The sequence below is a fragment of the Pseudonocardia xinjiangensis genome, from assembly GCF_012911925.1.
GTDB classification, from domain to species: Bacteria; Actinomycetota; Actinomycetes; order Mycobacteriales; family Pseudonocardiaceae; genus Pseudonocardia; species Pseudonocardia xinjiangensis.
On sequence record NZ_JAAXKY010000054.1, the window covers coordinates 16,018 to 42,590 of the forward strand.

Below are 26,573 nucleotides of genomic sequence, written 5' to 3' on the forward strand. Positions count from 1 at the left end.
GGCTCCTCAGACCCCGGTGGGCGTGGCGACCACGTCCGGGGTGTCGGTGGAGGCGTAGTCGAACGTGATGTCGCCCCAGGTGGCCAGCGCGACGTCGAGCTCGCGGCAGCGGCTGCCTGCCGTCTTGAGGATCTCGGGGCCCTCGACCATGACGTCGCGCCCCTCGTTGCGGGCCTTGATCATCGCCTCGACGGCGACCCGGTTGGCGGTGGCTCCCGCGGCGATGCCCATGGGATGGCCGATCGTGCCGCCACCGAACTGCAGGACGACGTCCTCGCCGAGGTGGTGCAGCAACTGGTGCATCTGGCCGGCGTGGATCCCGCCGGAAGCCACCGGCATCACCCCGGGCAGCGACGCCCAGTCCTGGTCGAAGTACAGGCCCTTCACCGGGTCGGCGGGCACGTGGTCGAGCCGCAGCGTGTCGTAGAACCCGGCGACGATCGTCGGGTCGCCCTCCAGCTTGCCCACGACCGTACCGGCGTGGATGTGGTCGACCCCGGCGAGGCGCATCCACTTGGAGATCACCCGGAAGCTCACGCCGTGGGTCTTCTGCCGCGTGTAGGTGCCGTGCCCGGCCCGGTGCAGGTGCAGCAGCACGCCGTGGCGGCGCGCCCACGCGCCCATCGACTGGATCGCGGTGTAGCCGACCGTCAGGTCGATCATCACGATGACGCTGCCGAGCTCGCGGGCGAAGTCCGCGCGCTCGTACATCTGCTCCATCGTGCCTGCGGTGACGTTGAGGTAGTGGCCCTTGACCTCCCCCGTCGCCGCCTGCGCGCGGTTGACCGCCTCCATGCAGAACAGGTACCGGTCGCGCCAGCGCATGAACGGCTGGGAGTTGATGTTCTCGTCGTCCTTCGTGAAGTCGAGCCCGCCGCGCAGGGCCTCGTAGACGACGCGGCCGTAGTTGCGGGCGGACAGCCCGAGCTTGGGCTTGGTGGTCGCCCCCAGCAGCGGGCGGCCGTACTTGCCCAGGTACTCCCGCTCCATCACGATCCCGTGCGGCGGCCCGGCGAACGTCTTCACGTACTGGGTCGGGATCCGCATGTCCTCCAGGCGCAGGGCCTTGAGCGCCTTGAAGCCGAACACGTTGCCGATGATCGAGCTGGTCAGGTTGGCGATCGAGCCTTCCTCGAACAGGTCGAGGTCGTAGGCGATCCACGCGATGTACTGCCCCGGCGAGCCGGGCACGGCCTCGACCTGGTAGCACTTGGCCTGGTAGTGCTCGTGGGCGGTGAGCCGGTCGGTCCAGACCACGGTCCAGGTGGCGGTGCTCGACTCCCCCGCCACGGCGGCGCCCGCCTCTTCGGGCGGCACCCCCTCCTGCGGGGTGATGCGGAAGGCACACAGGATGTCGGTGTCCTTCGGCACGTAGTCGGGCTGCCAGTAGCCCATCTCCGCGTAAGGGATGACGCCTGCACTCCACCGGTCCGACATGGCCCGAGCATGGGCCCCAACTCCTGACCGATCAATCAAGACTTCCGGGCCTACGCTTCGCCATTCCGTGAAGTATCCACCGCCCGGCCGGCCCGGACCCCGTTGCAGCAAAGCCACTTTCATGCAACGTCGTTGCGTCAAAGTGGCTTTGCTGCAACCCGGGCCACCACGACTCTTGAGCGATCGGTTGACGGTTCGCGGCCGACTCTCCATGGACGGCCGGGGCGACCCGCGTCACCGTGGGAGCAGTGCCGGTCTCCCCCGGCCCCTACGCGCCGACCGGGATGTGGTGACAGGCATGGACGCCGAGGACATCGCCCTGCTCGCCGGGGCCGCGCTGGCGATGGGCGACCCGGAGATCGGCCACGGGATGCTCACGGTGACCGTGGCGCCCACCGCGTGGTGCCAGGCACTGGAATGGGCGCGGGACGAGATCGGCTGCTCGTCCTTCGACTTCCTGCGAGGCGCCGACGGTCTCGGCGTCGATCCCCCCGGAGTCCTGGTGGTGGCGCACCTGCACTGCCCCGCGGGACGCCACCACCTGCTCCTGCGCACGCTCGTGCCGGCAGGCGACCTCCGGCTGCCCACCGCGACCGGTCTCCACCGCGGCGCGAGTCGGCACGAGCGGGAGACCCACGAGATGTTCGGGGTGCACTTCACGGGCCACCCGTACCTGGACCCACTGCTGCAGGACGGCTCCGGGCGGGCCGGGTCAGGCCCGGGCGTGGACCGTGCTCGGCTCGGGCTGGTCGGAACCGTGGAGGTACTTCCCGCCCCGCAGCGCCGAGGCGACCGCCGCCACCAGGCAGGCCGCCGCGGCGAACCCCAGAGCCAGCGTGAGGCCGGCCGCGAAGGGCCCGGAGATCAGCTCGGGGAAGAACGCGCGCCCGGTGAGGAACTGCGCCTGCGACGGCGGCAGCGCGGCGAGCACCTGCGGACCGAGTAGGTTCTGGATCGGGTTGTCGCCCAGCAGCGCGGCGAAGAGGGTGCCGACCGGCGGCAGGCCCGCCACCCGCGCCGCGACGTCGGCGGGGACGCCGTGCGCGACGAGGCCGGAGGTCAGGGCGCCGGGCAGCGTCCCGGACAGACCCACGATGAGCAGCGTGAAGAACACGCCGATCGACAGGACCGTGGCGGAGTTCTGGAACGTCGAGGTCATGCCGGCGCCGGCGCCACGCTGCTCGGCGGGCAGGCTGTTCATGATCGCGGCGCGGTTCGGCGAGCTGAACAGCCCCATCGCCAGCCCGTTCAGCAGGAGCAGCACCGCGAACGCGCGGTAGTCGAAGTCGACGGGCAGCACGTCGAGCAGGAGGAAGCTGACGGCGGCGAGCACCATTCCCCCGGTCGCGAAGGCGCGTGCACCGAACCGGTCCGAGAGGATGCCGGACACCGGTCCTGCGACCAGGAAGCCCACCGTCAGCGGCACCATGTAGATCCCGGCCCACAGCGGCGTCTGCTCGAAGTCGTAGCCGTGCTCGGGCAGCCAGATCCCCTGGAGCCAGATGATCAGGATGAACTGCAGCCCGCCCCGGCCGAGCGCGGCGAGCAGGCTGGCCAGGTTGCCGGCGGTGAAGGCCCGGATCCGGAACAGCGTCAGGCGGAACATCGGGTCGGGCACCCGGGTCTCGATCACCGCGAAGCCGATCAGCACGGCGACACCGCCGACGATCAGCCCGAGCACCGCCGGACTCGTCCACCCCATGACGTGCGTGCCGTAGGGCTGGATGCCGTAGGTGATGCCGGTGAGGACCGCGACGAGGCCCACCGCGAACGTGACGTTGCCCCACCAGTCCAGCCGGGCGGGCCGGCGAACCCCGGTCTCGCGCAGCTTGAGGTAGGCCCAGATCGTTCCGAACACCCCGACGGGCACGGACACCAGGAAGATCCAGTGCCAGTTCACCGGCGCGAGCACCCCGCCGATGACGAGCCCGAGGAACGAGCCGGCGATCCCGGCCACCTGGTTGATACCCAGTGCGAGACCGCGCTGGTCGGCCGGGAACGCATCGGTGAGGATCGCCGTGGAGTTGGCGAGCAGCAGAGCGCCTCCGACGCCTTGCAGCACCCGCATGCTGATCAGCCAGATCGCGGCGGCAGCACCGTGGGTCCAGGTGACGGCCAGGAGCACGGAGAAGACGGTGAAGACCGCGAAGCCGAGGTTGTACATCCGGGTGCGCCCGAAGATGTCACCGAGCCGCCCGAAGCTGACCACGAGCACGGCGGTGACCACGAGATAGCCCATGATCAGCCAGAGCAGGTAGCTGATGTTGGCCGGCGCGAGCGGGTCGATGCCGATTCCGCGGAAGATGTCCGGCAGCGCGATGAGAAGGATCGACATGTTGATCGTGACGATCAACACTCCGATGGTCGTGTTCGAGAGCGCGACCCACTTGTAGCGCTCGTCCGGCAAGGTCCTTAGCATTACCAACAATATACGCCAGGGACGGGCCGGACACCTCCCCCGCGGAGACCGGCTCCGGAGCGGAGGACCGTCCCGTCAGCGAGACCGGCGGATGCGGTTGGCGATCACGGCGGTCACCGTGAGGACCACGACCCCGGCCAACTCGAGGACCAGCGTGGTCGGGACCAGGGGCGTCGTGAGCTCGTCGACGAAACCGAACAGTCCCACGGTCAGCGCGAGCGCGAGCGCCCCGAGGGTCGCCGCCATGAACAGGGCCCCCAGCACCGTCACGAGGCGGAGATAGCGCGGCCGGACGACGACCACCGCCAGCGCCAACAGCGTGCCCCCGACGGCGTTGAGCAGGAACGACACCCCGATCGTCGGAATGCTGCCGTAGCCGACGAAGTAGAGCACCAGATGGCTGCCCCCCACCACCAGCAGCAGCGCCGCGCTCAGCGCGCGACAGATGGACAGGACGAGCCGATCGGCAGCGTTGTCGGACCCGCCGGCGGTCACCGCCACGGAGCCCGACGGAGGAGTCGGCGGCGCGGGCTCCCCCGTCGCCGACGGACGTGGTTCCTCCATCAGCTCGCCGAACCACGGGTCGGAGGCAGAGCGAACCGGACATCCCGCTCGCCGTGGCCGGACAGAGCATCCTCCACAATGTGGTGGATCAGCGATGCTGTTGAGACGGCGAAAGGAACGCCGGAGGGGACGCCGAGTCGGTTGCGGTGCATCTGTACCTCCTGATCGCTGGTGGCACCCCGAAAGGCACCGCGGCTGCAACACTTCTGACCACGATGTGGAGAGCCGCAAGGTTCAGCGGAACCCCATGTGCCGTGAATCCCACCGGCAAAGAACCAGTAAAGTATGCCGGTGGGCGGGGGCGCAGCACGCAGCGGGGAACATCACTTTTCCGGTGCGACCTTTGTCACAGTCCACGGACTGCGACGCGCAGGACACCCATCTCACGAGCGCCACCCCTTCCCGGACTCGCCCGCAACCCGGATGATCAGCCGCTGCGCCACCTCAACCACCATGCCCGCTGTCCGTCGCCGCAGCCACCGATGCCGGCACTGCGCCGTCCGGAGGCCCGGCGCCGCGGCCATCCAGAGCATGGACTCCCACCGGTCACCTGCGCACGGTTGGCCCAGCCGGCGACGTCCACGCACTCCAGGAGCACCACCACCGGCGCCAGCTCCGCCAGCTCGCTCTGACACGTCGGGCAACCGGCGAGATGGACGTCGAACTCCTCGCGTTCGGCCGCCACGAGACTGCCGACCAGGTAGGCGCCCAAGGCAAGGCAGACGTCCTCGTGCCCGCTCACGACGGCACCGCACCGGGGAAACCTGCTGACCGCATCACGTGCCCCCTGACGAGCCACGATGACGTCTGGTTCACCGGGAGCGCAGATGTGGCGCAGGCCATCACCACTTCTTGGCCTGCACCCGGGGTAAGTTTTGCCCGGTCGCCGCGGCATGAGGCAGAAACAATAAGACAATACGGTCGGAGCTGACCATCCAGTTTTTCGTAGGAATTACGATATACTCGCGACCGGCCCGGTTCTCCAGGTAAAACGATACCCGAACGGACGATTGCATTCCGTTCGGATAACACCAGTCCGGACGGAATAAAATACTCCGATATGCTGGCCGGGTGCCGGACCAGAAGGACAATCCGCCGCGTGATCCCCGCCTGCGCCACGAAGATCCGTCCGGGGCCGCGGCGCTGATGCGGCTCGTGCACGATCGTCACAGTGGGGCTCTCCGATCGTTCGCCATGCGCCTCACGGGAGGAAATGCGAGCAAGGCCGAGGACGTCGTGCAGGAGACGATGCTGCGGGCGTGGCGCCACCTCGACGCTCTCGACGAGGCCCGGGGTTCCCAGCGCACCTGGCTGTTCACCGTCGCCCGACGCATCGCGATCGACGAGTGGCGGTCGCGCCCGGAGCGCATCGAGTACCCGACCGACGTGGTCCCGGAGTTGATCGCGGAGGACACGATCGACCGGGCCGTCCAGCGCTGGACGGTCACCGCCGCGTTGAACCGGCTGTCCCGGGAACACCGCTCCGCCCTGCATGCGTGCTACTTCCACGGCCGTTCGGTCCGCGAGGCCGCGCGTGAGTTCGGGGTGCCCGAGGGCACCGTCAAGTCCCGGCTGTACTACGGCCTGCGTGCGATGCGGGTCGTTCTTGAAGGAGGCGAGCTCGTGACCAGCACGAACTCCCCCACGAGTCCCCTGCCGTCCGCTGTTGCCTCCGCCGCCATCAGGGCTGGGGCAACGCGGCCTCGGCGTCATGGGCAGCTGTCGTCACGGTCGCCCGGACCGCGGCGGACCCAACCCGCGCCGGGTTCTTGCTGAGCACGGCGATCACATACCGGTGGTCGGCGCCGAGCACGCCCGTGGTGTGCAGGTCGAAGTCCGAGCCGATCCACATCCAGCCCTGCTTGGCCGCGACGTTGGCCGGCCGGGGCGGAGCGATCAGCCCGAACGCCTGGTTGAAGCCGTCCGCCCCGAGGTCGCGCGCGTTCGCCAGGTTGTTCATGATCATGGCCCGCCCGCTCGGGCTCATCGTCGTCAGCACGTACTGGTACACCGCCACCACATCGCGGGCGGAGATCTTCGTCTCGCCCCACTGGGACGGGTCGATCGGCGGTTTGCTGTCCTTGAGCCCGACCAGCGAGATGGTCTGGGCGACGGTCTGGGCGCCACCGAACTTCTCCCACAGCGCGTCCATCGCGTTGTCGTCACTGGCGACGAGCGCGCGCTGGATGTCGGAGGTGTCCGTCGGGGTCAGCTTCACGGCCCCGGTCTCGACGCGGTGCAGGATGGCGACCACCGTGTAGAGCTTGACGACCGACGCCGAGTAGAAGTCGGTGGCGCCTTCGGCGCCGACGGACTCCTGCCCGGTCGACCGGTCGAGAACGGCGACCCCGATCTGGGTGTTGCCGTTCGAGCGGTCGAAGGCGTCCACGGCCTGCGTCGCGGCGTTCACGGCCGCCGACGAGGCTGCTGCCGCGTCGGCGGCGTCGTCCGCGCCGCGGGCGGGCATCGCCACGGGAGAGTCGATGGGTCTGGGCAGAACGGCGGCGGGCACGGCGGCAACGGGAGTGCCGGCCTCAGTGCGATCCTCGACCATCACGGTGCCCGCTCCCACGAGCACGGCCAGGATCACGACGAGCAGGGTGTTCCTCACGAGTCCGCGCCAACGATTTCCCCTCACGATCTGTTGACGAAGCACGGCAGGGCTTCGTTGCCCTTCGTGCGCCCACTCACAGCAGATCAACAGCTTCGCCGCGCATCTCACAGGTGGAGGCGAACAGAGTCCTTGAATTCGCCGATCGGCACGGGTATCGCTCCGCCGGAGCAGAACACTTCTATTGTCAGGACATCCCGGTCACAACGGAGGAGGAGGCTGAACGCGCAGCCACCGCCCCGCTGACCGGGGCCGGAGCCCGCGGCCAGCAGTTCCCGTCATGGAGCAGTGCCCGTGCTCCGATGGGAGTACAGACCGACGAGCAGCAGCGCGTCGAGCAGCCGCCACCAGTCGACGTCATCAGGCTCCACGCCGAGAGCCGGACCCACGCGCGCGAGCAGGTCGACCAGTGCGGCCGCCACCTCGCTCGGGCTCCGGTTCGACCCGGCGAGCTCGATCGTGACCCTGCGGAACCGCTCGGTGCGGGCCACCCGAACCAGGGAAGCGGGCGGTTCCACTGCCGGCTCCGCTCCCGGCTGACCGAGCTCGACCGACAGCTCGGTTCCCAGCGCGCGGGCCAGCCGGTCGAGCGCGGCCATGGTCGGGTTGCCCCGCCCGTTCTCCAGGTTCGCGATGTAGGGCACCGACAGGCCGGCGTCCGCCGCGACCGAGGCCACCGTGCGGCCGGCCGCGGCACGCAACGCACGTAGTCGCCTGCCGAGCAGCTCCATGCTGAGCACCCTATCTTCACAGAAGCGATTCTGGTACTCGTATCTTCACAGAACACGATCCGACGGGACACCATCGAGGGATCTCATGCTGCAGGCGTTGCGCGTGCGCGACTTCAGGCTGCTGTGGAGCGCCAACCTGGTGAGCGGGCTCGGGTCCTGGCTGCTGGCCATCGCCGCCCCGGCACACGTGCTCGCCGCCACCGACTCGTTGCTGGCGACCGGGCTCGTCGTCGCTGCGGAGTACCTCCCGTTCCTGTTGCTCGGCCCGGTCGCGGGAGTCCTGGCCGACCGGGTGGACCGCCGGAAGCTCCTGGTCGGCACCGACGTGCTGCGCGCGGCCGCCATCGCCCTGCTGTTCACCGCCGACACGGCACCGTGGATCGTGCACGTGGCCGTCCTCATCGAGAGCGCCGCGACCGTCGTCTTCATGCCCGCGATGCAGGCCCACGTGCCCGCCGTCGTCGGCACGGGCGCACTTCTCAGCAGCGCGAACGCCCTCAACGCCGTCATCAACGGCACCGTCCGGCTGGTCGGAGGGCCGCTCGGCGCCGCACTGCTGCTCACGGCAGGGTTTCCGGCACTGGTTGCCATCGACGTCGCGACCTACCTGTTCTCAGCCGTCGCCATCTTCGCCACCAGGCGGCGAGACCGACCAGATCGTCGAGGCGGGCGGGAGTCCTTCCGCGCCGGCCTGCAGGTCCTGCGCGAGCACCCCCTGGTCTCGGCGCTGCTGCCGGCAACCGGCGTGTTCCTACTGGCGAACGCCGCGCTCAGCGCACTGCTGGTGCCGCTGGGCGTCCAGCGGCTCGGCGGACCGACGGCCACCGGTCTCGTCCTGTCCGCACTCGGCGTCGGGTTCCTCCTCGGCGCCCCGCTGCTCCGACTACTGGTGGACCGCATGCCGATCCGCCCGTCGCTCGCCAGCGCCCAGGCCGTGACGGCTGTGGGGTTCGCCCTCCTGGTCAACGTGACCGCACTACCGGCAGCGCTCATCGCGGCCGTCGTCATCGGGACGTCCGGGTCGGTGGTGCTCGGTGCGTCACGGACCGTCTGGCAGCGCACCATCCCCGGCTCGGCACTCGGGCGCGTCAGCGCGGTCTTCGGGATCGCGGAAGCGGCAGCGACGCTGGCAGGCGCAGTACTCGGCCCCGTCCTGGCGCAGGTCGCAGGCCTGGCAGTGGCGGTCAACACCGCCGTGCTGCTCGCCGTTGCCGGGGCGGTGCTGACGGCGGTGGTCGTGCCGCCTTCTCCCGCTCCGGGAAGGTCACCGGCCTGACGAGACGTGGGAGCCCGCGAGCCGGGGCCGGCCCGCTGTTCACCTCAGAAGATCCGGGCGGCCGCCACGGGCCCGCTGATGGTGCTACCGCATCGCGGCGATGACGCAGCCGCCGATCCCGGCGATCAGGATGCCGGCCAGTACCTTCCGGGCCTGGCGCGTGCCCGGCTGGGGAACGCCGAAGACCCAGATCCCGATGCCGGCGTTGACCACGAGGCTGAGCTGGGCGACGGTGAAGCCCGTACCGGTGCCCACCCGTGCCACCAGGGCGAGCAGGGCGAGATTGCCGATGCCGAAGAGAACTCCGGCGCCGAGCTGCGTGCCCGTGGCGCGCAGGCCCAACCTGACCGGCTCGCCGGCGGGGAGAGCCAGGACAAGGGCCCCACCCAGAATTCCCAGCGCGAGCGGGAAATTGCTCACCTGAGGGGGAACCGCGGCCCACTGAGCCGGCACGAAGTAGCTCCCCCACAGGATCCCTGCCGCGCCTGCCCACAGGAACCCGGCCCACCGACCGCGGCCGGGGGTGGCCGCCCTGGGCGACTCGCTCGACCGAGCACGGACGACACGACGGGGCCGACTGGCCCACGGTCGCCGCAGCGCTCTCTGCCTCGATCGACGCCTTCCGCGACCGGTACGCGGATCGGCCGCGAGCACTGGGCCTGTCCGTCCCCGGCACGGTCTCGCCCGCTCATCGCCTCGACGCGGCCACCCTGCTGTGGCGCGACGTCGACCTGCACGAGCTGTGGCGCGACGCGCCCGTCTTCGTAGCCGGGAACGACGCCACGCTGGCGGCCGCGGCCGAATCCCGCAGTGGCGCGGCGGTCGGCGCCTCGGTCGCCCGGCGCCGCGCGACCCCGTCGCCTACGCCCGTCGGCTCATCACTGCGACCGCACCGGTCACGCTGGCCTGACCCCGGTTGACGTCACCACGTCGAGCGGCTCTCGGCCGGTGTCGGCAACGGCTATCGTCGGCGAGATGATCATCGAGGACGGTCCCGAGGAACCGTTGCTCGGGGGCGACGTCACCGAGGGCGTCGTCCGCGTCGGGGACACCGTCCGGCGTCCTCGACAGCCCGGCTCCGACCTGGTCGAGGCACTGCTGACCCACCTGGAGCGCGTCGGCTTCGACGGTGCACCCCGCTTTCTCGGGATCGATGCGCGCGGGCGCCACGCTCTGTCCTACGTGAGCGGCGAGGCCGCCGGGCGGCCGTGGCCCGCTTGGGTCGCTGACGACGAGCGGATCGCCGGCGTCGCCCGCCTGGTCCGCCGATACGACGACGCCGCGCAGTCCTTCGGCATCCCGGAGATCGCGTGGACGGGCACGCAACCGGACCCGCCGGGCACCCCACCCTCGATCGCCGGCCCGCCGAGCTTCGTGGGGCACATGGACATCACCCCCGAGAACGTGGTGTTCCGCGACGGACACGCGGCAGCCCTCATCGACTTCGACCTGGCCCGCCCCACCGACCGGGTAGGAGAGCTCTGCAACATGCTGCGGTGGTGGGCCCCACTCATGCCGGTCGCCGACCGCGAGGCCGCCGTCCGGGACGTCGACGCCGTTGCCCGCGCAGCGCTGCTCGTCGACGAGTACGGCCTCGACCCGATCGAGCGGCGCCAGGTGGTGGCGGTCGCACGCAACAGCGCGGACCGCTCCTGGTTCCTGATGCGGGACCGAGCACGACGGCTGGGCGGCGGCTGGCAGCGCATGTGGGAGCAGGGCATCGGGGACCGCATCCTGCGCCAGCAGGAGTGGCTGGCCGAGAACGCAACCACGCTGCACGACGCCGTGACCCACCACGGCACCTGACCACACCGAGCCCAGCCTGCGATCAGTTCGGCGACTGGATCAGCTCCAGCAGGTTGCCCTCGGGATCCTTCACGTAGGCGAAGCGCATCCCGGGGCGAACGCCGTTCGCGGGCCCGGAGACCGCCTGCGCGCCGGCTGCCAACAGGTCTCGGAAGGCAGCGTCGAGGTCCGCCACGTACAAGGCCCAGTGGAAGTACCCCTGGGTACCCGCCGCGTCGAACGGATCGGCGAACTCCTGCGCGGCCGAACCACCTCGCTCGACCAACTCGATCTTGAGACCGCTCTCGGCGCGCAGGATCGTCGAGCGGACCTGCGCCTCGGGCATCTCGAAGCTCTCCTCGACCTCGGTCATCCCCAGGGCCCGAGCGTAGAACAGGCGCTCCACGTCGAGATCGGTGACCGACAGGCCGACGTGGTCGAAGACGAAGACCGACATCGCTTCTTCTCCATCCTGATCATCGTGGTTAATGACGCTAACCAAGTTAGCATCATTAACCACGGTAGCCCCTTCCCCCCCGCCTCAGCTCGCCTCCCCCGGCTGAACGTGAAACGGATTAACCTGACGTCATGACCGGTGCGGTGCGACGGGGACGTGGGCAGCACCACGGCGACCTGCGGAACGCGCTCGAGCGGGCCGCTCTCGACCTGGTGGGCGAGCGCGGCCCGCAGGGCTTCACCCTCGCCGAAGCGAGCCGCCGAGCCGGTGTGAGCGTGGCGGCGCCCTACAAGCACTTCGCCGACAGGGACGCGCTGCTCGCCGCGCTGGCCCGGCGCGGGTACGACGAGCAGCACGAACGGTTCGAGAGAGCCATGGGCGCCGACCACGACCCGGTGGAGCAGCTGGCGGCCTTCGCCGCCGCCTATGTGCAGTTCGCGTCCGACGAGCGGGCCCTGTTCGAGATCACTTTCAGCGCCGGGCTGAGGAAAGACCGCTACGCGGACCTGGCGCAGGCCGGCGACCGGGTTCTGCAGTTGCTGCGCGGCCCGGCCGAGCAGCTGCGGGCCGATCCCGACGCAGCCCTCGATCTCGTCCAGGCCGTGGGCGCGGTCGCGCACGGCTTCGCCGCGTTCCTCTCCGAGGGTGTCTTCGGCGATCCGGTGCAGGCGCTGGAGCTGACCAAGCGCCGCGCCCGCGACGCCGCACGCAAGCTGGTCCGCGCCTGACGGCACGGACCAGCGGCCGGCACCCCGGGACACCCTGGACCGAAGCACTCACCGAGATCGTCAGCTGACCATGTCGGCGCGCCGCCTGCTAGCGTCCGGCTCCCGTTTCAGGAGAAGGGCAGCTCCGGTGGACGACGAGACGAGGGCCTTCCTGGAGTTCCTCGCGTGGCAGCGAGCCAGCGTGCTGGCGATCATCGACGGGCTCGACGAAGAAGCCCTCATGACCTCGGTCCTGCCGTCGGGCTGGACCCCGTTGGGGCTCGTGGAACACCTCGGTCATGCCGAGCGGCACTGGTTCCAGGAGATCGCCACCGGCTCCGCCGTTCCGCTGCCCTGGCCCGACGACAACACTCCCCTGATCACCTCGCGGCCGCCGTCGGTGGTTCTCGAGTTCTACCGCGATCAGTGCGCACGCTCCGACGCGATCGTCGCGGCCCTGCCGCTGTCGTCACCCCCACGCGCCCGTCATCCCGGGTACCTGGGAGACCAGATCACCGACCTGCGCGGGGTCATCCTGCACATGATCGAAGAGACCGCCCGCCACGCCGGTCACCTCGACATCGTTCGCGAGCTCATCGACGGGAAGACCGGCCTCGGCCCCCGCTGACGTCCATCACAGAGCAGCGGCACGCGTGTGAGCGCGCGACTCCTCACCCGTCATTCCGGCGGCGCACCATCTCCCCGATCCAGATGGGCGCGAACGGCGACGTGCAGTTCGGGGGTGTCGGGTAGTCCCTGAGCACCTCCAGGCGCTCACCGATCTCGATCGCGCGGGCGCGGTACTCGACGTGCTCGATCCCGATCTGCGCCAGGCAGTGGTTCATCGCCCACTGCAGGCGGTCCGGAGCGCCCTTCATCTCCGCCTCGATGACGTCGAGCAGCCCTGCGAGGTCGAGGCCATCGGGCTTCTTCGCCACCCGCTCGGTCGTCAACGCCCAGCCCGCACTCGCGACCACGGGATCCGGGTCCGGGAACCAGGTCAGCCGCAGCTCCTCGGCGTGCGGGTTCTTCTTCACCACGTAGTTCACGAGCCAGTCGTGCACTTTGGGGGTCCGCGCCTGGCGCAGCATGGTGTCCAGTTCGGCGCGCTCGAACGCTTTCGGGCGGCAGACCAGGATCGCCAGGAGCCTGGCCGCGGTGTCATCGGTGGCCCAGAGCTGTCGTGCGAGTTCCTGCTGTGTCTTCAGCCGCTTCGCGAGCGCGCGCAGCTTGCCGAGGTTCACTCCGTGATCGTCGCCGTGCTTCTCGTTCACCTCACGAGCTCTCGGGTCCTCGAGCGCGGCCAGCTCGGCCATCACCTCAGACACCATCTCCTCAGCTGCCGTCGCCTCGGCCACCTCGGCCTCCTGTCCGTTTCGTGTGGGATTCAGCCTAAGGCGAGGATGGGCCTTCCTCGCCGTGGCCGGGAGGCAGCGACGTGGTTCACCAGGGCCGGGCGATGATGTTGGTGTCCAGGGTGACGGCGCCGTCGCGGGCGAGGACCTGACCGTTGACGCTCACACCGGCGTTCACCGTGATCGAGACAGCGGCCAGGATCCGGCCGGCGAAGGCGGTGTTGATGCCGAGGGTGGCGGAGGTTCCGATCTGCCAGATGACGTTGCGGGCCGTGGCGCCATTGATGAGAAGGACGCTGCTCGCGGTCGCCGTCGTCAGGGTCGATCCGATCTGGAAGATCCATTCGGCGTTGCGGTCACCCAGGGCATCCAGTGTGAGCGTGCCGGTCAGCCCGAGGGAGGAAGCCGCGTTGTAGACGCCCGGAGTCAGGGTCACGCCGCCGACATCTCCGGGGAGGCCGGCGTCCGGGGTCCGGGCGACCGCGTCGGCGTACGTCGCGACCAGATCAGCATGGCCGTCGACGGCGGCCGCATCCGAGACATGGATGGTCCCGTTCACCTGGCCGGGCGGAAATCCGGTGACCGACACTCCCGGGCTCACCCCGAGGTCTCCGGTGACCTGGGACAGGCCGGTGTTGGTGACCGACACCCCGCCCAGCACCGCGAAAGTGCCCAGATACGTGTAGGCGTCCACGGCGGTGGTGGTACCGCCGAGCGTGGTGACCGAGACATCGGCCGAGCCGAGTGCTCCGGCCGGCACCAGGACGTCGATCTCGGTGTCCGAGGCGATCCGGAAGACGGCGGCCGGTGTCCCGCCGAAGGTGACGCCGGTGGTGTCGGAGAACGCGGTTCCGGTGATGACGACGAGGTTGCCCCCGCCCACCGGCCCCGAGTCGAGCGTCACGGTGGTGACAGAAGGGAGGGCGAGGTAGGTGTAGGTGGCCCCGCCGCCAATTCCACCCCTGGTCCGCACGGTGACCGCGACCGGACCCGCCGCGGCCGCCGCCGGGACGGTCACGGTGAGCCGGCCGTCGTAATCGACGACAAATCCGGCGGTCTGCGTACCGAACCGGACCTCGCTCGTGGTGGAGAGACCCCGCCCGGTGAACGTCACCGTGTTACCGCCCGCCACCGGGCCGGCAGCAGGCGGGGTGATACGGAAAGAGGGCGGCGGCAGATAGAAAAAGGTGCCGACGACCCCCGTTCCCCCCGGGGTTGTCACAGCGACCGGCACAGCGCCGTTTCCCGACGGTGTGACGGTGGCCGTGGTCGTATCGCTCAGTACCGTGAAACTCGCGGCCGGGCGGATGCCGTAACGCACGCTGGTGGTGCCCGTGAAGCGGGTACCGGTGAGAGTCACGGCATCCCCTCCGCCGGTGGATCCCTGGTTCGGTGTGACGGGCATGGTGCGCTCCCTGGATCCATCGGGGCGTCGACAACCGCAGCGGCTCGACTGCCCGAAGTAGCCCACCGATGAAAGGCCATGGCAATGGCCAGGACATGATGTCACCCAGACGGCAGACAGGTTCAGCGGACAGTCACCACCGAAACGGAAACCGCACCAAATTGCACGCAGCGCAGAAATGATAATCCCGAGAGCCGCACGTGAATATTCACGGCTCCACCGAAACTCGGCTTCGCGCCGCAGGATTAGGACGAACGAGCCGGCGCCCGGCGAGGGTGGCGACGATCTCGGCGAGCCGGCGCGGGACTGTCAGCCGAGGCCGGATCGGGCGATGACGGTGGTGATGCCGATGCGAACGGCGGTGAAGCCTTCCTGCACGAACGACTCAGCGATGTCCGCTGCGGGCAGTGCGGGGTAGTAGCGGCCGGCGATGCCCGAGGCGACGTGTTTGACCTGGTCCGGCTCGGCAGAGATTCGGGCATGTCCTTCGACGGTCACGAAGCTGTAGGGCTGCCGCTCATCGCTGACGCAGACCGCGACGCGCCGGTCACGGGCCAGGCTCCTGCCCTTGACGCTCCCGGGCGACAGGGCGAAGGCGAGTTCATCGCCGTCGAGGATGAAGCAGACCGGGGTGACGTGGGGCCGCCCGTCGGCGCGGGCGAGAGCGACGTGCCCGAGCCGTGTTCCTGCTGCGACGAAGGATCGCCATTCGTCGTCGGTCATTGCTGCCATTGATGCCTTTTCCTTTCGTTCGAAAGTGCGCTTCTGGAAGCGCCAGCGGGTGGCGCTGAACCCTTTCTCCTTGCCGAATGCGAACACCTGCGCCGGCTCGACTGCGTAGACGTGCCGAGGATCGTCGAGGGCGGTGTCGGCCGGATCGAAGAACTCGCCATCTCTGACGAACGGATGCCACCACGGATACTTGACCGGAAACAGGTCCGCGACCTTCTGGAGTCGGGCTGCGTTCCGCACGAGACGAGCGACGCCTTCGAGAACCACGTCGACATCGTGACCGGGCACCGTGACCGCGCATCCGTTGTTCCGCACGAGGTTGCGGGCCTTGCGGGACTCCCGGAAGGTGGCGAAACAGACCGTTCCGTCGAGCCACACACCCAGCACCGGCACCACGTGTGGCCGCCCATCCGGATCGGTGATCGCGAGCAGAAAGTCGCCCGCCTCGGCCACCCGCGTCCGTACGTCCGCCCAATGCAGCGCCGTCAGGGGTGCACCACGAGGGCTGGACAGCTGCTCGGGACGCGGCGTGCCGACGGTCGTCATGTCGACGACGCTATGGGCGCCGATGCATCAATAAAAGCGATTGTTTCCGATCGAGTTGATCGCCATCGCCTATGCTAAGGCTCATGGCCGACGTGGAGCTGCGCCACCTGCGGACCATGGCTGCCATCGCCGAGGAAGGAACGTTCGGGCGAGCAGCTGCCCGGCTCGGCTACACCCAGTCGTCGGTGAGCCAGCAGATCGCCGCGCTGGAGCGGGCCCTCGGTGGCCCCGTCTTCGACCGGCCCGGAGGTCCCCGGCCGGTACGGATCACTCCCCTCGGCGAGGTGGTGCTGACCCACGGCCGCGATCTACTGAGCAGATCGGAGGCGCTGACCGACGCCGTCGACCGCTTCAGGGCGGGTGGCGGCCGGATCGACATCGGCACCTTCCAGAGCGTGTCCACCCTGATCCTGCCGGCCGTCGTGCGCAGGCTGCTGGACGAGCACCCCGGCTGCGACATCAGGCTGTCCGAGGTGAAACCGGACGATCCGCAGGTCGGAGACCTCGACCTGGTGTTCCACGACGGCCGGATCGGCGGCGACGTCGAGCACGTCAAGCTGCTCGACGAGCCGTACCTCCTCGTCGCCGGCGCCGGCGCGTTCCCCGATGGTCCAGTGCCGGTGACGCTGCTCGACGATGCTCCGATGGTCGCCTGGCCGCCCACCTATCACCAGCGATGGTTGGAGCGGACGCTCGCCGGCTACGGCGCACAGCCACGGATCGTGTTCCGGACCGCCGGCCACGACACCATCCTGTCGATGGTGCGGGCGGGCATCGGGTCGGCGGTGCTGCCATGGCTCGCTCTCCACGGATCCGATGCCTCGTCCGACGACCGGCTCAGCATCCACCCACTGCACCCATCCCCCGCCCGCGAGATGTACCTGCACTGGCCGGCCGGACGCACCCGATCACCACTCGCGACCCGAGCCATCCACATCGCCGTCGAAGCCGCTACCGAGCTGACCAAGCAGATGTGACGTCGGACGAGCTCCGATGTGCGGTTCCGGTCACCGGACGTTGCCGGCGACCTTCTCGACGTGGAGCCGAACGATCACCCGCTCAACCTCCGAGCCCTCCGAGGGTGGGTCCTCGCCGAGGTACTTGTGGCTCAGTGTCTTCGGCAGCGTCTTGTCCGGGTCCTCAGTGATCGTCACCGTGCCCCGGAGTTGGGTGTGTCGATACGGGTTCGCCCCGTCGGTGATCGACACGCTGATGCGGGGATCCCGCCGCAAGTTGCGAACCTTGCGGCGGTCCTCAGTGGCACTGAACACGAGGGCGCCTTCATCCAGGCCAACCCAGACGACCGACGTCTGCGGACCTCCGTCCGGGTCGAGCGTCGCCACCGTCGCGAAATTCGGGCCGTCGATCAGGGCGCGCACGCCCGCCGGGAGAGTGATCGCCACGCCTCGGCGAACTTGCGCCGGCTGGGCGCTATTCCCGCAGCGGGCGATGCCGGGAGACGGGACCAGCGACCTCTCGGGGTGAACTCGTGGCGGTCAGCTTCGAGAGGCTTCGCGCGAGGTGAGGCGGCCTGCCGATGATCGACTGCTGCCTTCGGCAGCTGGCGGTGCAGCGCCGTCCGGGCCAGCCCGACTCCGATGACCGGACGCGAGAAGCCGTGCCATCTGGGCAGGTCAGGCTGGGGGCGGACGAGCTGGCCTGTAAGCCGGATCCTGTTCCCGGGCGCCTTGCGGCGCACCGTTCGGCGACCATCCATCTGGGCCTGCCGTCGCCGGCAGGCTCTAGCGGTCTACCCGCAGGCTCGGACGGGCCGCCCTCGAACGCCTGCGCAGCTCCCCGTACCTGAGGCTGGAGAGCCTTTTGACCTTGCTCCGGGTGGGGTTTACCGAGCCACCCCGGTCACCCGGGGTGCTGGTGGTCTCTTACACCACCGTTTCACCCTTACCTCGCTCCCGGACTGTCGTCCGGGCCGAGGCGGTCTGTTCTCTGTGGCACTGTCCCGCGGGTCGCCCCGGGTTGCCGTTGACAACCACCCTGCCCTACGGAGTCCGGACTTTCCTCGGCGGTGACCCGAAGGCCACCTCCGCGGCCGCCCGGCCAGCTCGTCCGCGCTGCGAACTCTACTCGGCCCGCCACCGTTCACCGCGAGCGGACATCGCGGACAGAACCGGCGGGCGCGGGCAGGCTCGGCGCGTGACGTTCGCCGGAGAGGTTGCCGACTACTACTCGCGCTTCCGTCGGGGGTACCCGCCGCCGGTGACGGACTTCCTGGTCTGTGAGCTCGGGGTCGGAGCCGAGGACGTCGTGGTCGATCTCGGGTGCGGGACCGGGCAGCTCGCCATCCCGCTCGCGTCCCGGGTGCGGCACGTCGTCGGTGTCGACCCCGAGCCGGACATGCTGGCCCACGCCCGGCGGGCCGCACGGGAGCACGGGGTGGGGTCCGCGTCCTGGGTGCTCGGTTCGGACGCCGATCTCCCGACCCTCGGAGGGCTGCTCGGTGGCACGCACGTCGCCGCCGTGACGGTGAGCTGCGCGATCCACCTCATGGACTCCACCACGCTCTTCGCCGGCCTCCGCGAGCTGCTGCCTCCCGGTGGACGGGTCGCGGTGATCGCCAACGGGACGCCCATCTGGCTCCAGGCAAGCGCCTGGTCCCGGGCGTTGCGAGGCGTCCTCGAGCAGCACTTCGGACGACCACTGACCGCGACATGTGGCACCGACGACGTCACGCGCGAGGGCTACCGGACGGAGCTGGAGACCGCGGGGTTCGCCACGAGCCACGCCGAGCTCGGCTACCACGAGGCGATCGACATCGAGTGGATCGTCGGCAACCTCTACTCCGCGATGTCGCCCCATCAGCTCCCGCGGAAGGAGGACCGGCCCGCCTTCGCCCAGCAGGTCGAGGACGCGCTCAGGTCGGCCCAACCCAAGGGTGACTTCGTCGACGACGTCCGGGTGGCCGTCCTGCTCGGTGAGCGCCGCTGACCGGCGGGTGGTCAGGCCGCGGGGTGGTGGTTGGTGTCGTTCACGAGCCGGACGCTCGCGCCGCCGTCGGGGTAGAAGTCCACGATGGACAGTGCGGCCAGGTCAAGGTGCAGGCGGTAGAGGATGCCGGGGCCGCCCTCCAGGGCGGCACGCAGCAGCATCTTGATCGGCGTCACGTGGCTCACCAGCACCACCGTGGATCCGGGGAACTCGTCCACCACGGCGGCACGTTCGGTCTCGATCCGCCTGCCGACGGCCGCGAAGCTCTCCCCGCCGGGCGGCGCCGCGTCCTCGGAGCCGAGCCACGCCGCGTGCAGCTCGGGGTCGCGGGCGCGGGCCTCGGCGAACGTCAGGCCCTCCCAGTCGCCGAAGTCGGTCTCGATCAAGCCCTGCCGGACGACGAGCGGCGCACCGGTTGCCTCCGCCACGGCGGTGGCGGTCTGGCGCGCCCGCAGCAGCGGTGAGGTGAGCACGGCGGCGACGCCGGGGACGGCAGCGAGGCGGGTGGCCGCACCGGCGGCCTGCCGGCGGCCGAGGTCGGTCAGTTCCGGGTCACCGTGCCCGGAGTAGCGGCGCTCGACCGACAGGGCGGTCTGCCCGTGCCGCAGCAGGAGCAGGCGGGACGGGGCCCCGACCTGACCGGTCCACGACGCGGAGGCCGGGGCGGTGGCGACCGTGGAGGGCAGCTCGGTCATTGCCGCGTCACTCCGGCCTGCTCGTCCATGGCCCTGTTGGCGAGGGCGTCCGCCCGCGAGTTGCGCGCACGCGGCACCCACCCGAACCGCACCGAGTCGAGCTCCCGTACGAGGCCGCCCGCCTCCAGCGCCAACGGCTTCATCGCCGGGTGCTTGACCTGCCACCGTCCCGACATCTGCTCGACGACCAGCTTGGAGTCCATCCGGACCTCCACCTCGGTGGCGCCCAGCTCGATCGCCGCCCGCAGCCCCGCGATGAGGCCCTGGTACTCCGCGACGTTGTTGGTGCTGATCCCCAGCCCCTCGGCGCGTTCCGCGAGCACTTCCTCGGTGTCCGCGTCGAGCACCACGGCGCCGTACCCGGCCGGGCCCGGGTTGCCGCGGGAGCCGCCGTCGGCCTCGACGATGAGCTTCACAAACCCGACTCCTTCGTCCGGACGAGGATCACGCCGCACTCCTCGCAGTGCACCACCTCGTCGGCGGGTGCGCCGCGCAGCTCGGAGATGGCGGTGCGGTCCAGCTCCAACCGGCACGCCTGACAGCGCCGCTGCAGCAGCAGCGCCGCCCCGACCCCCCGCTGCTCGCGCCGCTTGTCGTAGGCGGCGAGCAGGTCGGCCGGGATGCCGGGGAGCGCCTCCTCGCGGGCGCGGCGCCTGCCGGCCTCCGCGGCGTCGATGTCGGCGAGCGCCGAGTCGCGCCGTTCGGCCAGCTCCGAGAGCTTCTGCTCGGCCGCGGCCAGCGCCTCCCGGGAGTGCTCGACGTCGACGCCGATGGCCTCGCGCTGTTCCATGATCTCGAGCTGCTCGTCCTCGAGGATGCTCTGCCGCCGGGCGAGCGTCTCGAGCTCGTGCTGCAGGTCGCTGGCCTGCTTCGCGCCGATACCGGCGCCGGTGAGCATCTGGTTGTCGCGCTCGGTGCGAGCCCGGACCCCGTCGACGTCACGCTCGATGCGGCGGATGTCGCGGTCCAGGTCGCCCGCGGCGGTCTCCACCTCGACCAGCTTGTCCTTGGCCTGGCGCACCGCCGCCTCGGCCTGGGTCAGCTCGTCGTGCTCGGGCAGGGTGCGGCGGCGGTGGGCGAGCCGGGTGAGCTCGGCGTCGACCTCGGAGAGGTCCAGCAGCTTCCGTTGGACGGCGGGGTCGGCCTTCACTCAGCCATCACATCCATCTTTTCGTGCCTTCCGGTCGTCGGCGCCACCGTCCAGGGATCCGTGCAGCGGCGCGAAACGCGAACCTCGACGCTACCGGCAAGCGCCGTGCGGACCACGTCCGCCGCCTGCACGCACCACGGCCACTCCGACGCCCAGTGTGCGACGTCGACGAGGGCCGGGGTGGGACGCCCGGCGAGTGTCCCGGCCAGCAGGTGCTCCGACGCCGGATGGTGGCGCAGATCGGCGGTGACGTAGGCGTCGATGCCCGCGCGGACGGCCGCGTCCAGCGCCGAGTCCCCCGCCCCGCCGCAGACCGCGACCCGCTCGATCAGCCGTTCCGGATCACCCGCGGCCCGCACTCCCCACGCCGTGGACGGCAGCGCCGCCGCGACGCGCTCGGTGAACGCCGCGAGCGGCTCGGCCGCGGGCAGCGTGCCGATCCGGCCGAGCCCTTGGGCCGAGGGTAGGTCGGCGAGCTCGAACACGTCGAACGCGGGCTCCTCGTACGGGTGCGAGGCCCGGAGCGCGGCGACCACGGCCGCCCGGCGCCCGCGCGGGAGCACCATCTCCAGCCTCGTCTCCGCTACCCGCTCCAGCTTCCCGACCGACCCGATCGTCGGATCCGCGCCGTCGAGGGGCTTGAACTGCCCCGTGCCTGCGGTGGCGAACGAGCAGTGGCTGTAGTTGCCGATCCGGCCGGCACCGGCTGCGGACAGCGCGTCGTGCACCGTGGTGATGGCCGGGCCGACCGGGATGAACGTGACGATCTTGTCGAGTGGCTCGCCCGGGGCGCCGACCAGCGGACCCGTGACCTCCAGGCCGATCGCGGACGCCAGCGCGTCGGAGACGCCGGGATCGGCGGAGTCGGCGTTCGTGTGCGCGGTGTACAGCGCGGTGCCCGAACGGATCAGCCGGTGCAGCAGCGCACCCTTCGGGGTGTCCGCGCCCACGCCGTGCACCCCGCGCAGCAGCAGCGGATGGTGAGTGACGAGCAGCTGGGACGCGCCCTCGGCGCCGTCGATCGCCTCGTCGACGGTCTCGGGCACCGGATCCACCGCGAACAGCACCGAGGACACGGGCTCGGTGGGGTCACCACAGACGAGCCCGACCGCGTCCCAGTCGGCCGCGAGTGCCGGTGGGTACGCCTTCTCCAGCGCGGCGATGACGTCGCCGACGGTGGTCGTCATGCGCCGACCTCCACGAGCGTCTCGGCCAGGACGGCGGCGAGCCGGGCGACCTGGGGAGCCGGCCGGACCGCCACGCGGACATGGTCGGGCCCGAGGCCGGGGAACGTGTCGCCGCGACGCACCGCGATGCCGGCCTCACGCAGCAGGGTGCGCACCCGCTCGCCCCGCCCGTCGGGCAGCCGGAGCAGCAGGTAGGGCGCCCGTCCCGGCAGCACCGTGACGCCGGGGACGGCGGCGAGGGCTTCGGCCTGCTCGGCACGGGCGGCGGCCAGCCGTTCGGCGGACCGGTGGGACTCGGCGACGGCGCCGGGTTCGGAACAGGCGATGACGGCCTCCAGTGCGGGCGTCGAGACCGGCCACGGGGGGCGCGGCGCGGCGAGCCGGGCCAGCAGGCGGGGCTCACCGAGGGCGTACCCCGCCCGCAGCCCCGCCAGCGCCCAGGTCTTGGTGAGACTGCGGAACACGAGCAGGCCCGGCACGTCGCCGTTGCCCGCGAGGGACTCCGGTTCGCCGGGGATCGCGTCGGCGAACGCCTCGTCCACCAGCAGCACCCGGCCCGGCGCGGCCAACGCCCGGACGTCGGCCACGGGATGCAGCACCCCCGTCGGGTTGGTGGGGTTGCCGACCACCACCAGGTCGGCGTCGGGAGGGACGTCGCCGGGGTGGAGCCGATGGCCGTCGGACTCGCTGGTCAGCACCCGCACCACCGGCACCCCCGCGGCCCGCAGCACAGCCTCGGGCTCGGTGAAACCCGGGTGCACCACGGCGGCGAGCCGGGGACGCAACGCCGGCAGCAGCGCGAAGCCCTCCGCGCTCCCGGCGAGCACCAGCACCTCCTCGGCCCTGCGCCCGTGCCGCGCCGCAACCGCCTCCCGGGCCAGCGCGTCGTGTGCGGCCGCCGGGTAGCGACCCAGCCCGTGCAGCGCAGCGACAAGCCGATCACGCAGCCACGACGGCGGACCGGCGCCCTGGACGTTCACCGCGAAGTCGAGCAGGCCGGGCTCGGCCTCGACGTCCCCGTGGTGACGCAGGTCCGCCAGACCGTCCGCTGCGGCTCCGTCCCGCGCGAGATCCATCGCGGCAGCCTACGGGGGCGGGCCCGGCGAGCCGGACCCTCGGCCGCTTCGGGCGCAGCCGGGGCCGTTGACGTCGGGGACCAACGTCTCGGCAGACTGGCGGGGTGAGCGACGCCCCCACGCCCCTGTCCGTGGTCTTCGTCTGCACCGGCAACATCTGTCGCTCCCCCATCGCCGAAAAGGTCTTCGTCCACGAGCTGGAGCGCGCGGGCCTGGCCGACGCCGTGCGCGTCAGCAGCGCGGGCACCGGCGGCTGGCACATCGGCTCCCCCGCCGACGACCGGGCCGCCGCACTGCTGCGGGCCGAGGGCTACCCGGACACGCACACCGCACGGCAGATCGACGCGGAGCAGCTGTCGGCCGACCTGCTCGTCGCGCTCGACCAGTCCCACCGCCGCGCGTTGCGGGCGATGATCTCCGAGCCCGACCGGGTACGGCTGTTGCGCTCCTTCGACCCCGACGCCCCGGACGATGCCGAGGTACCCGACCCCTACTACGGCGGCGTCGAGGGGTTCACCGAGGTGCTCACCATGATCCGGGCGGCGATGCCGGGTCTCGTCGACTGGGTCCGCAGCCGGCGATGACCGTCCTCGGCGTCGCAGTGCGGGCCGGCGCTCCGCTCGGCGGCGGTGCCGAGCGGGTGGAGCTCGCCGACGGGCGCACGGTCGTCGTCAAGAAGGCGGAGGCGAGCGCCCTGCGCGCCGAGGCGGCCGGCCTGAGCTGGCTGCGGGTGGCTGGTGCGACGCCCGTGCCCGCGGTGCTGGACGTGGACCCGGAGCGGCTGGTCACGGAGTTCGTCCCGCCCGGCGCACCCGACTCCGCCGCCGCGGCGGCCCTGGGCAGCGGGCTGGCCCGGCTGCACGCGGCCGGGGCTCCCGCCTTCGGCGCCGCGCCGCCGGACGGACCGTCAGCGGCCTGGATCGGACACGCGCCGATGCGCAACGAGCCGGCCCCGAGCTGGCCCGAGTGGTACGCCGCCGACCGGCTGCTCCCCTACCTGCGCACCGCGACCGACGCCGGGGACCTCACCCGTGACGAGGCCGCCGTCGTCGAACTCGTGTGCGATCGGCTCCCCGCGCTGGCCGGACCGGCCGAACCGCCTGCCCGGCTGCACGGCGACCTGTGGTCGGGCAACGTGCTCTGGTCCCCCGCAGGCGCGTGGCTGATCGACCCCGCCGCCCACGGCGGGCACCGCGAGACCGACCTCGCCATGCTGGCGCTGTTCGGGTGCCCCCACCTCGACACCGTGCTGCGGGCCTACGACCGGACGGCCCCCCTCGCCGACGGCTGGGCCCAGCGCGTCCCGTTGCACCAGCTCTTCCCCCTGCTCGTGCATACGGTGCTGTTCGGCCGGGGCTACGCCGCCCGAACCGCAGAGGCAGCACGTGCCGCGCTGAGAGCGGACTGACGAGCAGCATCGCAGCGGGGCGGGGCGGCGACGGCCCTCCGCCCCGCGAGTCGCCCGCCTCTGCCCCGCGAGTCGCCCGTTTTCTGCCCGCGAGTCGCCCGTTCTCCGCCCGCGAGTCGCCCGCATTCCGCCCGCGAGTCGCCGGATCTGTGCGTGACTCGCAGGTGGGGCGGGCGGCCCGGTCAGCGCCAGTCATCCAGCAGGTAGACGTCCTCGCGGGCGTAGCCGGGCACGTTCGGCCGGTGCATGGTGACGCCCGCGGTGTCGACGCGGAACCCGGTGGCCAGAAGGTGTCGGTACACCTCGTGGCGGGCGGTGCTCACCCCGAGGACGAGCTTGCGGGCACCGACCCCGGCGGCGAAGCCGTGGCAGGCGGCGAGCAGGGCCGCGAACACGTCCGCCACGTGCGGCCCGGGACGCACGGCGGCGAACTTCACGTAGACCCTCCCGCTGCCCGCCTCCGTGCCCGGCCCCGTGTGGCAGACGGCGAACCCGCGCGGCGCGTCCGGCTCGCCGACGAGCACGACCTCGCCGAGACCCTGGTCGAGCACGGCCATGATCTCGCCGCGGACGTCCAGGCCCGGCATGATCGGGTCGGTCACCGCGGCACACGCGTCCAGCAGTGCCTCCCGCCGGTCGGCCGGGGCGGCCGACATCCGCCACCCCAGCTCGGGCGCCTCCCCTGCCACCGGGCGCGACATGATCACCGTGAGGAACCGCGGCCAGAACCCGAACTTGTGGTACAGCCAGTGGTGCCTGGGACTCTCGGGGAATGTGAAAAGGCCCTGGTGGGTCGCGTCCCCCGCGTCGAGGACTTCCGTGGCCGCTTGCACGAGCCGGCTGCCGACGCCGGAGTTCCACAGCGACGGCGTCACGGACACCGGACCGAGATAGCCCACGCTGCCCCACAGCGTCACCAGTGCGGAACCGGCGAGGGTCCCGTCGACGACCGCGGCGAGCGCGACGGTGTGCGACGCACGGAAGCGCGTGCCGATCACGTCGGTGTCGTCGTTCATGTCGATGTTGAGGAACGCTCCGAACGCGGTGCGCAGGATGCGGTCGGCACCCTCCACATCGTCCTCGCCGAGGGCCCGCACCTCGATCTCCATGGCGGCAGGATGCCCTCTGGCTACTCCGAACGGATCGCCGGGGTTAGCCCGTTCGGTGTTGTCCGGCCGTCTGGTCGCGCATGGTCTACTCCGGTGTGTCCGACCCACGCCTGACCGCGCACCTGTCCAGCTGGCTCGGGCGGTGGCCGGGTACCGGCCCCGGCCTCACGGTCGTCGGCTCCCGACGGCGCCGCGAGCCGGCCTGGGACGGCACGGTGCATGCCGTGGTGGGGGTGTCGACGCCCGAAGCCGGCGTGCTCTCGGTGCCGCCGCACGCCGTGGCCGCCGTCGCGGCGCTCGTGGACGACGGCGCGGACCTGACGCAGATCCCCGCGACAGCCGGGCTCGCCGGCAGGTGGTTCACCGGCGTGTTCCGCTGGACCACCTCGCCCGCCGCGCTGCCCGACGCCGGCGAGTGGATCGCCGCCGACGCGCCGTCGGTCCCCCTGTGGCTGCGGCCGTTCGCCGGCGAGGTGCTGGTCGCCGTCGACCCGCCCAGCGGCGTCCACCTCGCCGGCGTCGGGATCAAACGGCACGACGCGTACGGTCACGAGCTCGCGGTGGTGACGGCCGAGGCCGCCCGGGGCCGGGGCCTGGCCCGCCGGCTGGTGGCGCAGGCCGCGCGCCGCGTCCTCGACGAGGGCGCCGTCCCCACCTACCTGCACGCGCCCGGCAACCTGGCCTCGGCGAGCGTCGCCACGGCCGCCGGGTTCGCGGACCGCGGCTGGTCGGTGCTCGGGATCGAACCGGGATGAAGCGGGGCGACTCGCGCACGGAAAACGGCGACTCGCGCGGCGGAACGGGGCGACTCGCGGGGCCGGTTCGGGCGACTCGCGCACGGGAAACGGGCGACTCGCGGGGCCGGTTCGGGCGACTCGCGCACGGGAAACGGGCGACTCGCGGGTCCGGTTCGGGCGACTCGCGGGTCCGGTTCGGGCGACTCGCGGGTCCGGTTCGGGCGACTCGCGGGGGTGGGG

Annotated in this window: 26 protein-coding genes, 1 other RNA gene and 2 pseudogenes; 11 read left to right on the forward strand and 18 right to left on the reverse strand. The window is 71.2% G+C overall.

Going from position 1 to position 26,573, the window contains the following annotated elements:
* Positions 1–6 precede the first annotated feature (6 nt).
* Complete coding sequence (locus HF577_RS17565) at positions 7–1,437, reverse strand: form I ribulose bisphosphate carboxylase large subunit (RefSeq protein WP_169396960.1); 1,431 nt, start codon at positions 1,435–1,437, stop codon at positions 7–9.
* Between the two features lie 370 nt (positions 1,438–1,807).
* Between HF577_RS17565 and HF577_RS40190 the strand changes: the two are divergent.
* Positions 1,808–2,068 (forward strand): annotated as a pseudogene (locus HF577_RS40190) (NADH-quinone oxidoreductase subunit C); the annotation flags it as partial.
* An 81-nt stretch (positions 2,069–2,149) separates the two neighbouring features.
* Here the strand turns inward: HF577_RS40190 and HF577_RS17575 are convergent.
* The 3 genes from HF577_RS17575 to HF577_RS17585 form a co-directional block, all read right to left on the reverse strand.
* Complete coding sequence (locus HF577_RS17575; protein ID WP_169396961.1) at positions 2,150–3,856, reverse strand: MFS transporter; 1,707 nt, start codon at positions 3,854–3,856, stop codon at positions 2,150–2,152.
* Positions 3,857–3,931: 75 nt separating this feature from the next.
* Positions 3,932–4,357, reverse strand: coding sequence for a hypothetical protein (locus HF577_RS17580; RefSeq protein WP_169396962.1), 426 nt, complete (start codon positions 4,355–4,357; stop codon positions 3,932–3,934).
* A gap of 490 nt (positions 4,358–4,847) precedes the next feature.
* Positions 4,848–5,162, reverse strand: a complete 315-nt coding sequence (locus HF577_RS17585; RefSeq protein ID WP_169396963.1) for an anti-sigma factor family protein — start codon at positions 5,160–5,162, stop codon at positions 4,848–4,850.
* Between the two features lie 329 nt (positions 5,163–5,491).
* On the opposite strand from HF577_RS17585, the gene HF577_RS17590 reads away from it, so the two are divergent.
* Positions 5,492–6,196 carry a sigma-70 family RNA polymerase sigma factor gene (locus HF577_RS17590; protein WP_312859198.1) on the forward strand — a complete coding sequence of 235 codons (705 nt, stop codon included), beginning with the start codon at positions 5,492–5,494 and terminating at the stop codon, positions 6,194–6,196.
* Here HF577_RS17590 and HF577_RS17595 read toward each other — a convergent pair.
* Together HF577_RS17595 and HF577_RS17600 are read right to left on the reverse strand one after the other, a co-directional pair.
* Positions 6,102–7,031, reverse strand: a complete 930-nt coding sequence (locus HF577_RS17595) for a serine hydrolase (RefSeq protein WP_169396964.1) — start codon at positions 7,029–7,031, stop codon at positions 6,102–6,104. The two genes, HF577_RS17590 and HF577_RS17595, sit on opposite strands and share 95 nt — an antisense overlap.
* Positions 7,032–7,309: 278 nt before the next feature.
* Positions 7,310–7,762 (reverse strand): transcriptional regulator, encoded by a 453-nt coding sequence (locus HF577_RS17600; RefSeq protein WP_169396965.1) that lies wholly within the window; start codon positions 7,760–7,762, stop codon positions 7,310–7,312.
* Positions 7,763–7,847: 85 nt separating this feature from the next.
* On the opposite strand from HF577_RS17600, the gene HF577_RS17605 reads away from it, so the two are divergent.
* On the forward strand, positions 7,848–9,038 hold the full coding sequence (locus HF577_RS17605) for an MFS transporter (RefSeq protein ID WP_169396966.1): 1,191 nt from the start codon (positions 7,848–7,850) through the stop codon (positions 9,036–9,038).
* Between the two features lie 84 nt (positions 9,039–9,122).
* On the opposite strand, the gene HF577_RS17610 is transcribed toward HF577_RS17605, so the two are convergent.
* Entirely contained in the window at positions 9,123–9,692 is a 570-nt protein-coding gene (locus HF577_RS17610; protein WP_312859199.1) for a GRP family sugar transporter, read from the reverse strand.
* 321 nt (positions 9,693–10,013) lie between these two features.
* Between HF577_RS17610 and HF577_RS17615 the strand changes: the two genes are divergently transcribed.
* A complete protein-coding gene (locus HF577_RS17615) occupies positions 10,014–10,844 on the forward strand; it encodes a phosphotransferase (RefSeq protein ID WP_169396968.1) in 831 nt (276 codons plus the stop codon).
* A gap of 22 nt (positions 10,845–10,866) precedes the next feature.
* On the opposite strand, the gene HF577_RS17620 is transcribed toward HF577_RS17615, so the two are convergent.
* On the reverse strand, positions 10,867–11,343 hold the full coding sequence (locus HF577_RS17620; RefSeq protein WP_211174431.1) for a VOC family protein: 477 nt from the start codon (positions 11,341–11,343) through the stop codon (positions 10,867–10,869).
* A gap of 68 nt (positions 11,344–11,411) precedes the next feature.
* Between HF577_RS17620 and HF577_RS17625 the strand changes: the two genes are divergently transcribed.
* Positions 11,412–12,008 carry a TetR/AcrR family transcriptional regulator gene (locus tag HF577_RS17625; RefSeq protein ID WP_169396969.1) on the forward strand — a complete coding sequence of 199 codons (597 nt, stop codon included), beginning with the start codon at positions 11,412–11,414 and terminating at the stop codon, positions 12,006–12,008.
* A gap of 127 nt (positions 12,009–12,135) precedes the next feature.
* The gene (locus HF577_RS17630; RefSeq protein WP_312859200.1) at positions 12,136–12,615 is read left to right on the forward strand and encodes a DinB family protein; all 480 of its coding nucleotides are present in this window, start codon (positions 12,136–12,138) and stop codon (positions 12,613–12,615) included.
* A 43-nt stretch (positions 12,616–12,658) separates the two neighbouring features.
* Here HF577_RS17630 and HF577_RS17635 read toward each other — a convergent pair whose 3' ends face one another.
* The 3 genes from HF577_RS17635 to HF577_RS17645 form a co-directional block, all read right to left on the reverse strand.
* Entirely contained in the window at positions 12,659–13,318 is a 660-nt protein-coding gene (locus HF577_RS17635; protein WP_169396985.1) for a DNA alkylation repair protein, read from the reverse strand.
* A gap of 112 nt (positions 13,319–13,430) precedes the next feature.
* The gene (locus HF577_RS17640; RefSeq protein WP_169396971.1) at positions 13,431–14,747 is read right to left on the reverse strand and encodes an ice-binding family protein; all 1,317 of its coding nucleotides are present in this window, start codon (positions 14,745–14,747) and stop codon (positions 13,431–13,433) included.
* Between the two features lie 309 nt (positions 14,748–15,056).
* Positions 15,057–16,025, reverse strand: coding sequence for a TIGR03618 family F420-dependent PPOX class oxidoreductase (locus tag HF577_RS17645; RefSeq protein ID WP_169396972.1), 969 nt, complete (start codon positions 16,023–16,025; stop codon positions 15,057–15,059).
* Positions 16,026–16,108: 83 nt separating this feature from the next.
* On the opposite strand from HF577_RS17645, the gene HF577_RS17650 reads away from it, so the two are divergent.
* Positions 16,109–17,002 (forward strand): LysR family transcriptional regulator, encoded by an 894-nt coding sequence (locus HF577_RS17650; protein WP_169396973.1) that lies wholly within the window; start codon positions 16,109–16,111, stop codon positions 17,000–17,002.
* Positions 17,003–17,032: 30 nt separating this feature from the next.
* Here HF577_RS17650 and HF577_RS17655 read toward each other — a convergent pair whose 3' ends face one another.
* Positions 17,033–17,428: a PPOX class F420-dependent oxidoreductase gene (locus HF577_RS17655; protein ID WP_169396974.1), complete on the reverse strand. Its 396-nt coding sequence runs from the start codon at positions 17,426–17,428 to the stop codon at positions 17,033–17,035.
* 243 nt (positions 17,429–17,671) lie between these two features.
* Positions 17,672–18,091, reverse strand: an RNA gene (gene rnpB / locus HF577_RS17660) — RNase P RNA component class A.
* Between the two features lie 88 nt (positions 18,092–18,179).
* Between rnpB and HF577_RS17665 the strand changes: the two genes are divergently transcribed.
* Complete coding sequence (locus tag HF577_RS17665; protein WP_312859201.1) at positions 18,180–18,971, forward strand: class I SAM-dependent methyltransferase; 792 nt, start codon at positions 18,180–18,182, stop codon at positions 18,969–18,971.
* Positions 18,972–18,982: 11 nt separating this feature from the next.
* On the opposite strand, the pseudogene HF577_RS40195 reads toward HF577_RS17665, so the two are convergent.
* The 4 genes and pseudogenes from HF577_RS40195 to cobC all read right to left on the reverse strand — a co-directional run bounded on the left by HF577_RS40195 (position 18,983) and on the right by cobC (position 23,079).
* A pseudogene (locus HF577_RS40195) lies at positions 18,983–20,082 on the reverse strand (bifunctional RNase H/acid phosphatase).
* On the reverse strand, positions 20,079–20,816 hold the full coding sequence (locus tag HF577_RS17675; protein WP_169396975.1) for a zinc ribbon domain-containing protein: 738 nt from the start codon (positions 20,814–20,816) through the stop codon (positions 20,079–20,081). Before HF577_RS17675 ends, HF577_RS40195 begins: the two are co-directional and overlap by 4 nt.
* Positions 20,813–22,003 carry a Nif3-like dinuclear metal center hexameric protein gene (locus HF577_RS17680; protein WP_169396976.1) on the reverse strand — a complete coding sequence of 397 codons (1,191 nt, stop codon included), beginning with the start codon at positions 22,001–22,003 and terminating at the stop codon, positions 20,813–20,815. The genes HF577_RS17675 and HF577_RS17680 overlap by 4 nt, the downstream gene beginning before the upstream one ends.
* A complete protein-coding gene (gene cobC, locus HF577_RS17685) occupies positions 22,000–23,079 on the reverse strand; it encodes an Rv2231c family pyridoxal phosphate-dependent protein CobC (RefSeq protein WP_169396977.1) in 1,080 nt (359 codons plus the stop codon). The genes HF577_RS17680 and cobC overlap by 4 nt, the downstream gene beginning before the upstream one ends.
* A 104-nt stretch (positions 23,080–23,183) precedes the next feature.
* Between cobC and HF577_RS17690 the strand changes: the two genes are divergently transcribed.
* Both HF577_RS17690 and HF577_RS17695 read left to right on the forward strand, forming a co-directional pair.
* Entirely contained in the window at positions 23,184–23,663 is a 480-nt protein-coding gene (locus HF577_RS17690) for a low molecular weight protein-tyrosine-phosphatase (RefSeq protein ID WP_169396978.1), read from the forward strand.
* Positions 23,660–24,487 (forward strand): fructosamine kinase family protein, encoded by an 828-nt coding sequence (locus HF577_RS17695; protein WP_169396979.1) that lies wholly within the window; start codon positions 23,660–23,662, stop codon positions 24,485–24,487. Before HF577_RS17690 ends, HF577_RS17695 begins: the two co-directional genes overlap by 4 nt.
* Before the next feature lie 182 nt (positions 24,488–24,669).
* Here the strand turns inward: HF577_RS17695 and HF577_RS17700 are convergent, their stop codons facing one another.
* The gene (locus HF577_RS17700) at positions 24,670–25,596 is read right to left on the reverse strand and encodes a GNAT family N-acetyltransferase (protein WP_169396980.1); all 927 of its coding nucleotides are present in this window, start codon (positions 25,594–25,596) and stop codon (positions 24,670–24,672) included.
* A 95-nt stretch (positions 25,597–25,691) separates the two neighbouring features.
* On the opposite strand from HF577_RS17700, the gene HF577_RS17705 reads away from it, so the two are divergent.
* Positions 25,692–26,351 carry a GNAT family N-acetyltransferase gene (locus tag HF577_RS17705; protein ID WP_169396981.1) on the forward strand — a complete coding sequence of 220 codons (660 nt, stop codon included), beginning with the start codon at positions 25,692–25,694 and terminating at the stop codon, positions 26,349–26,351.
* The last annotated feature ends 222 nt before the right edge of the window (positions 26,352–26,573 follow it).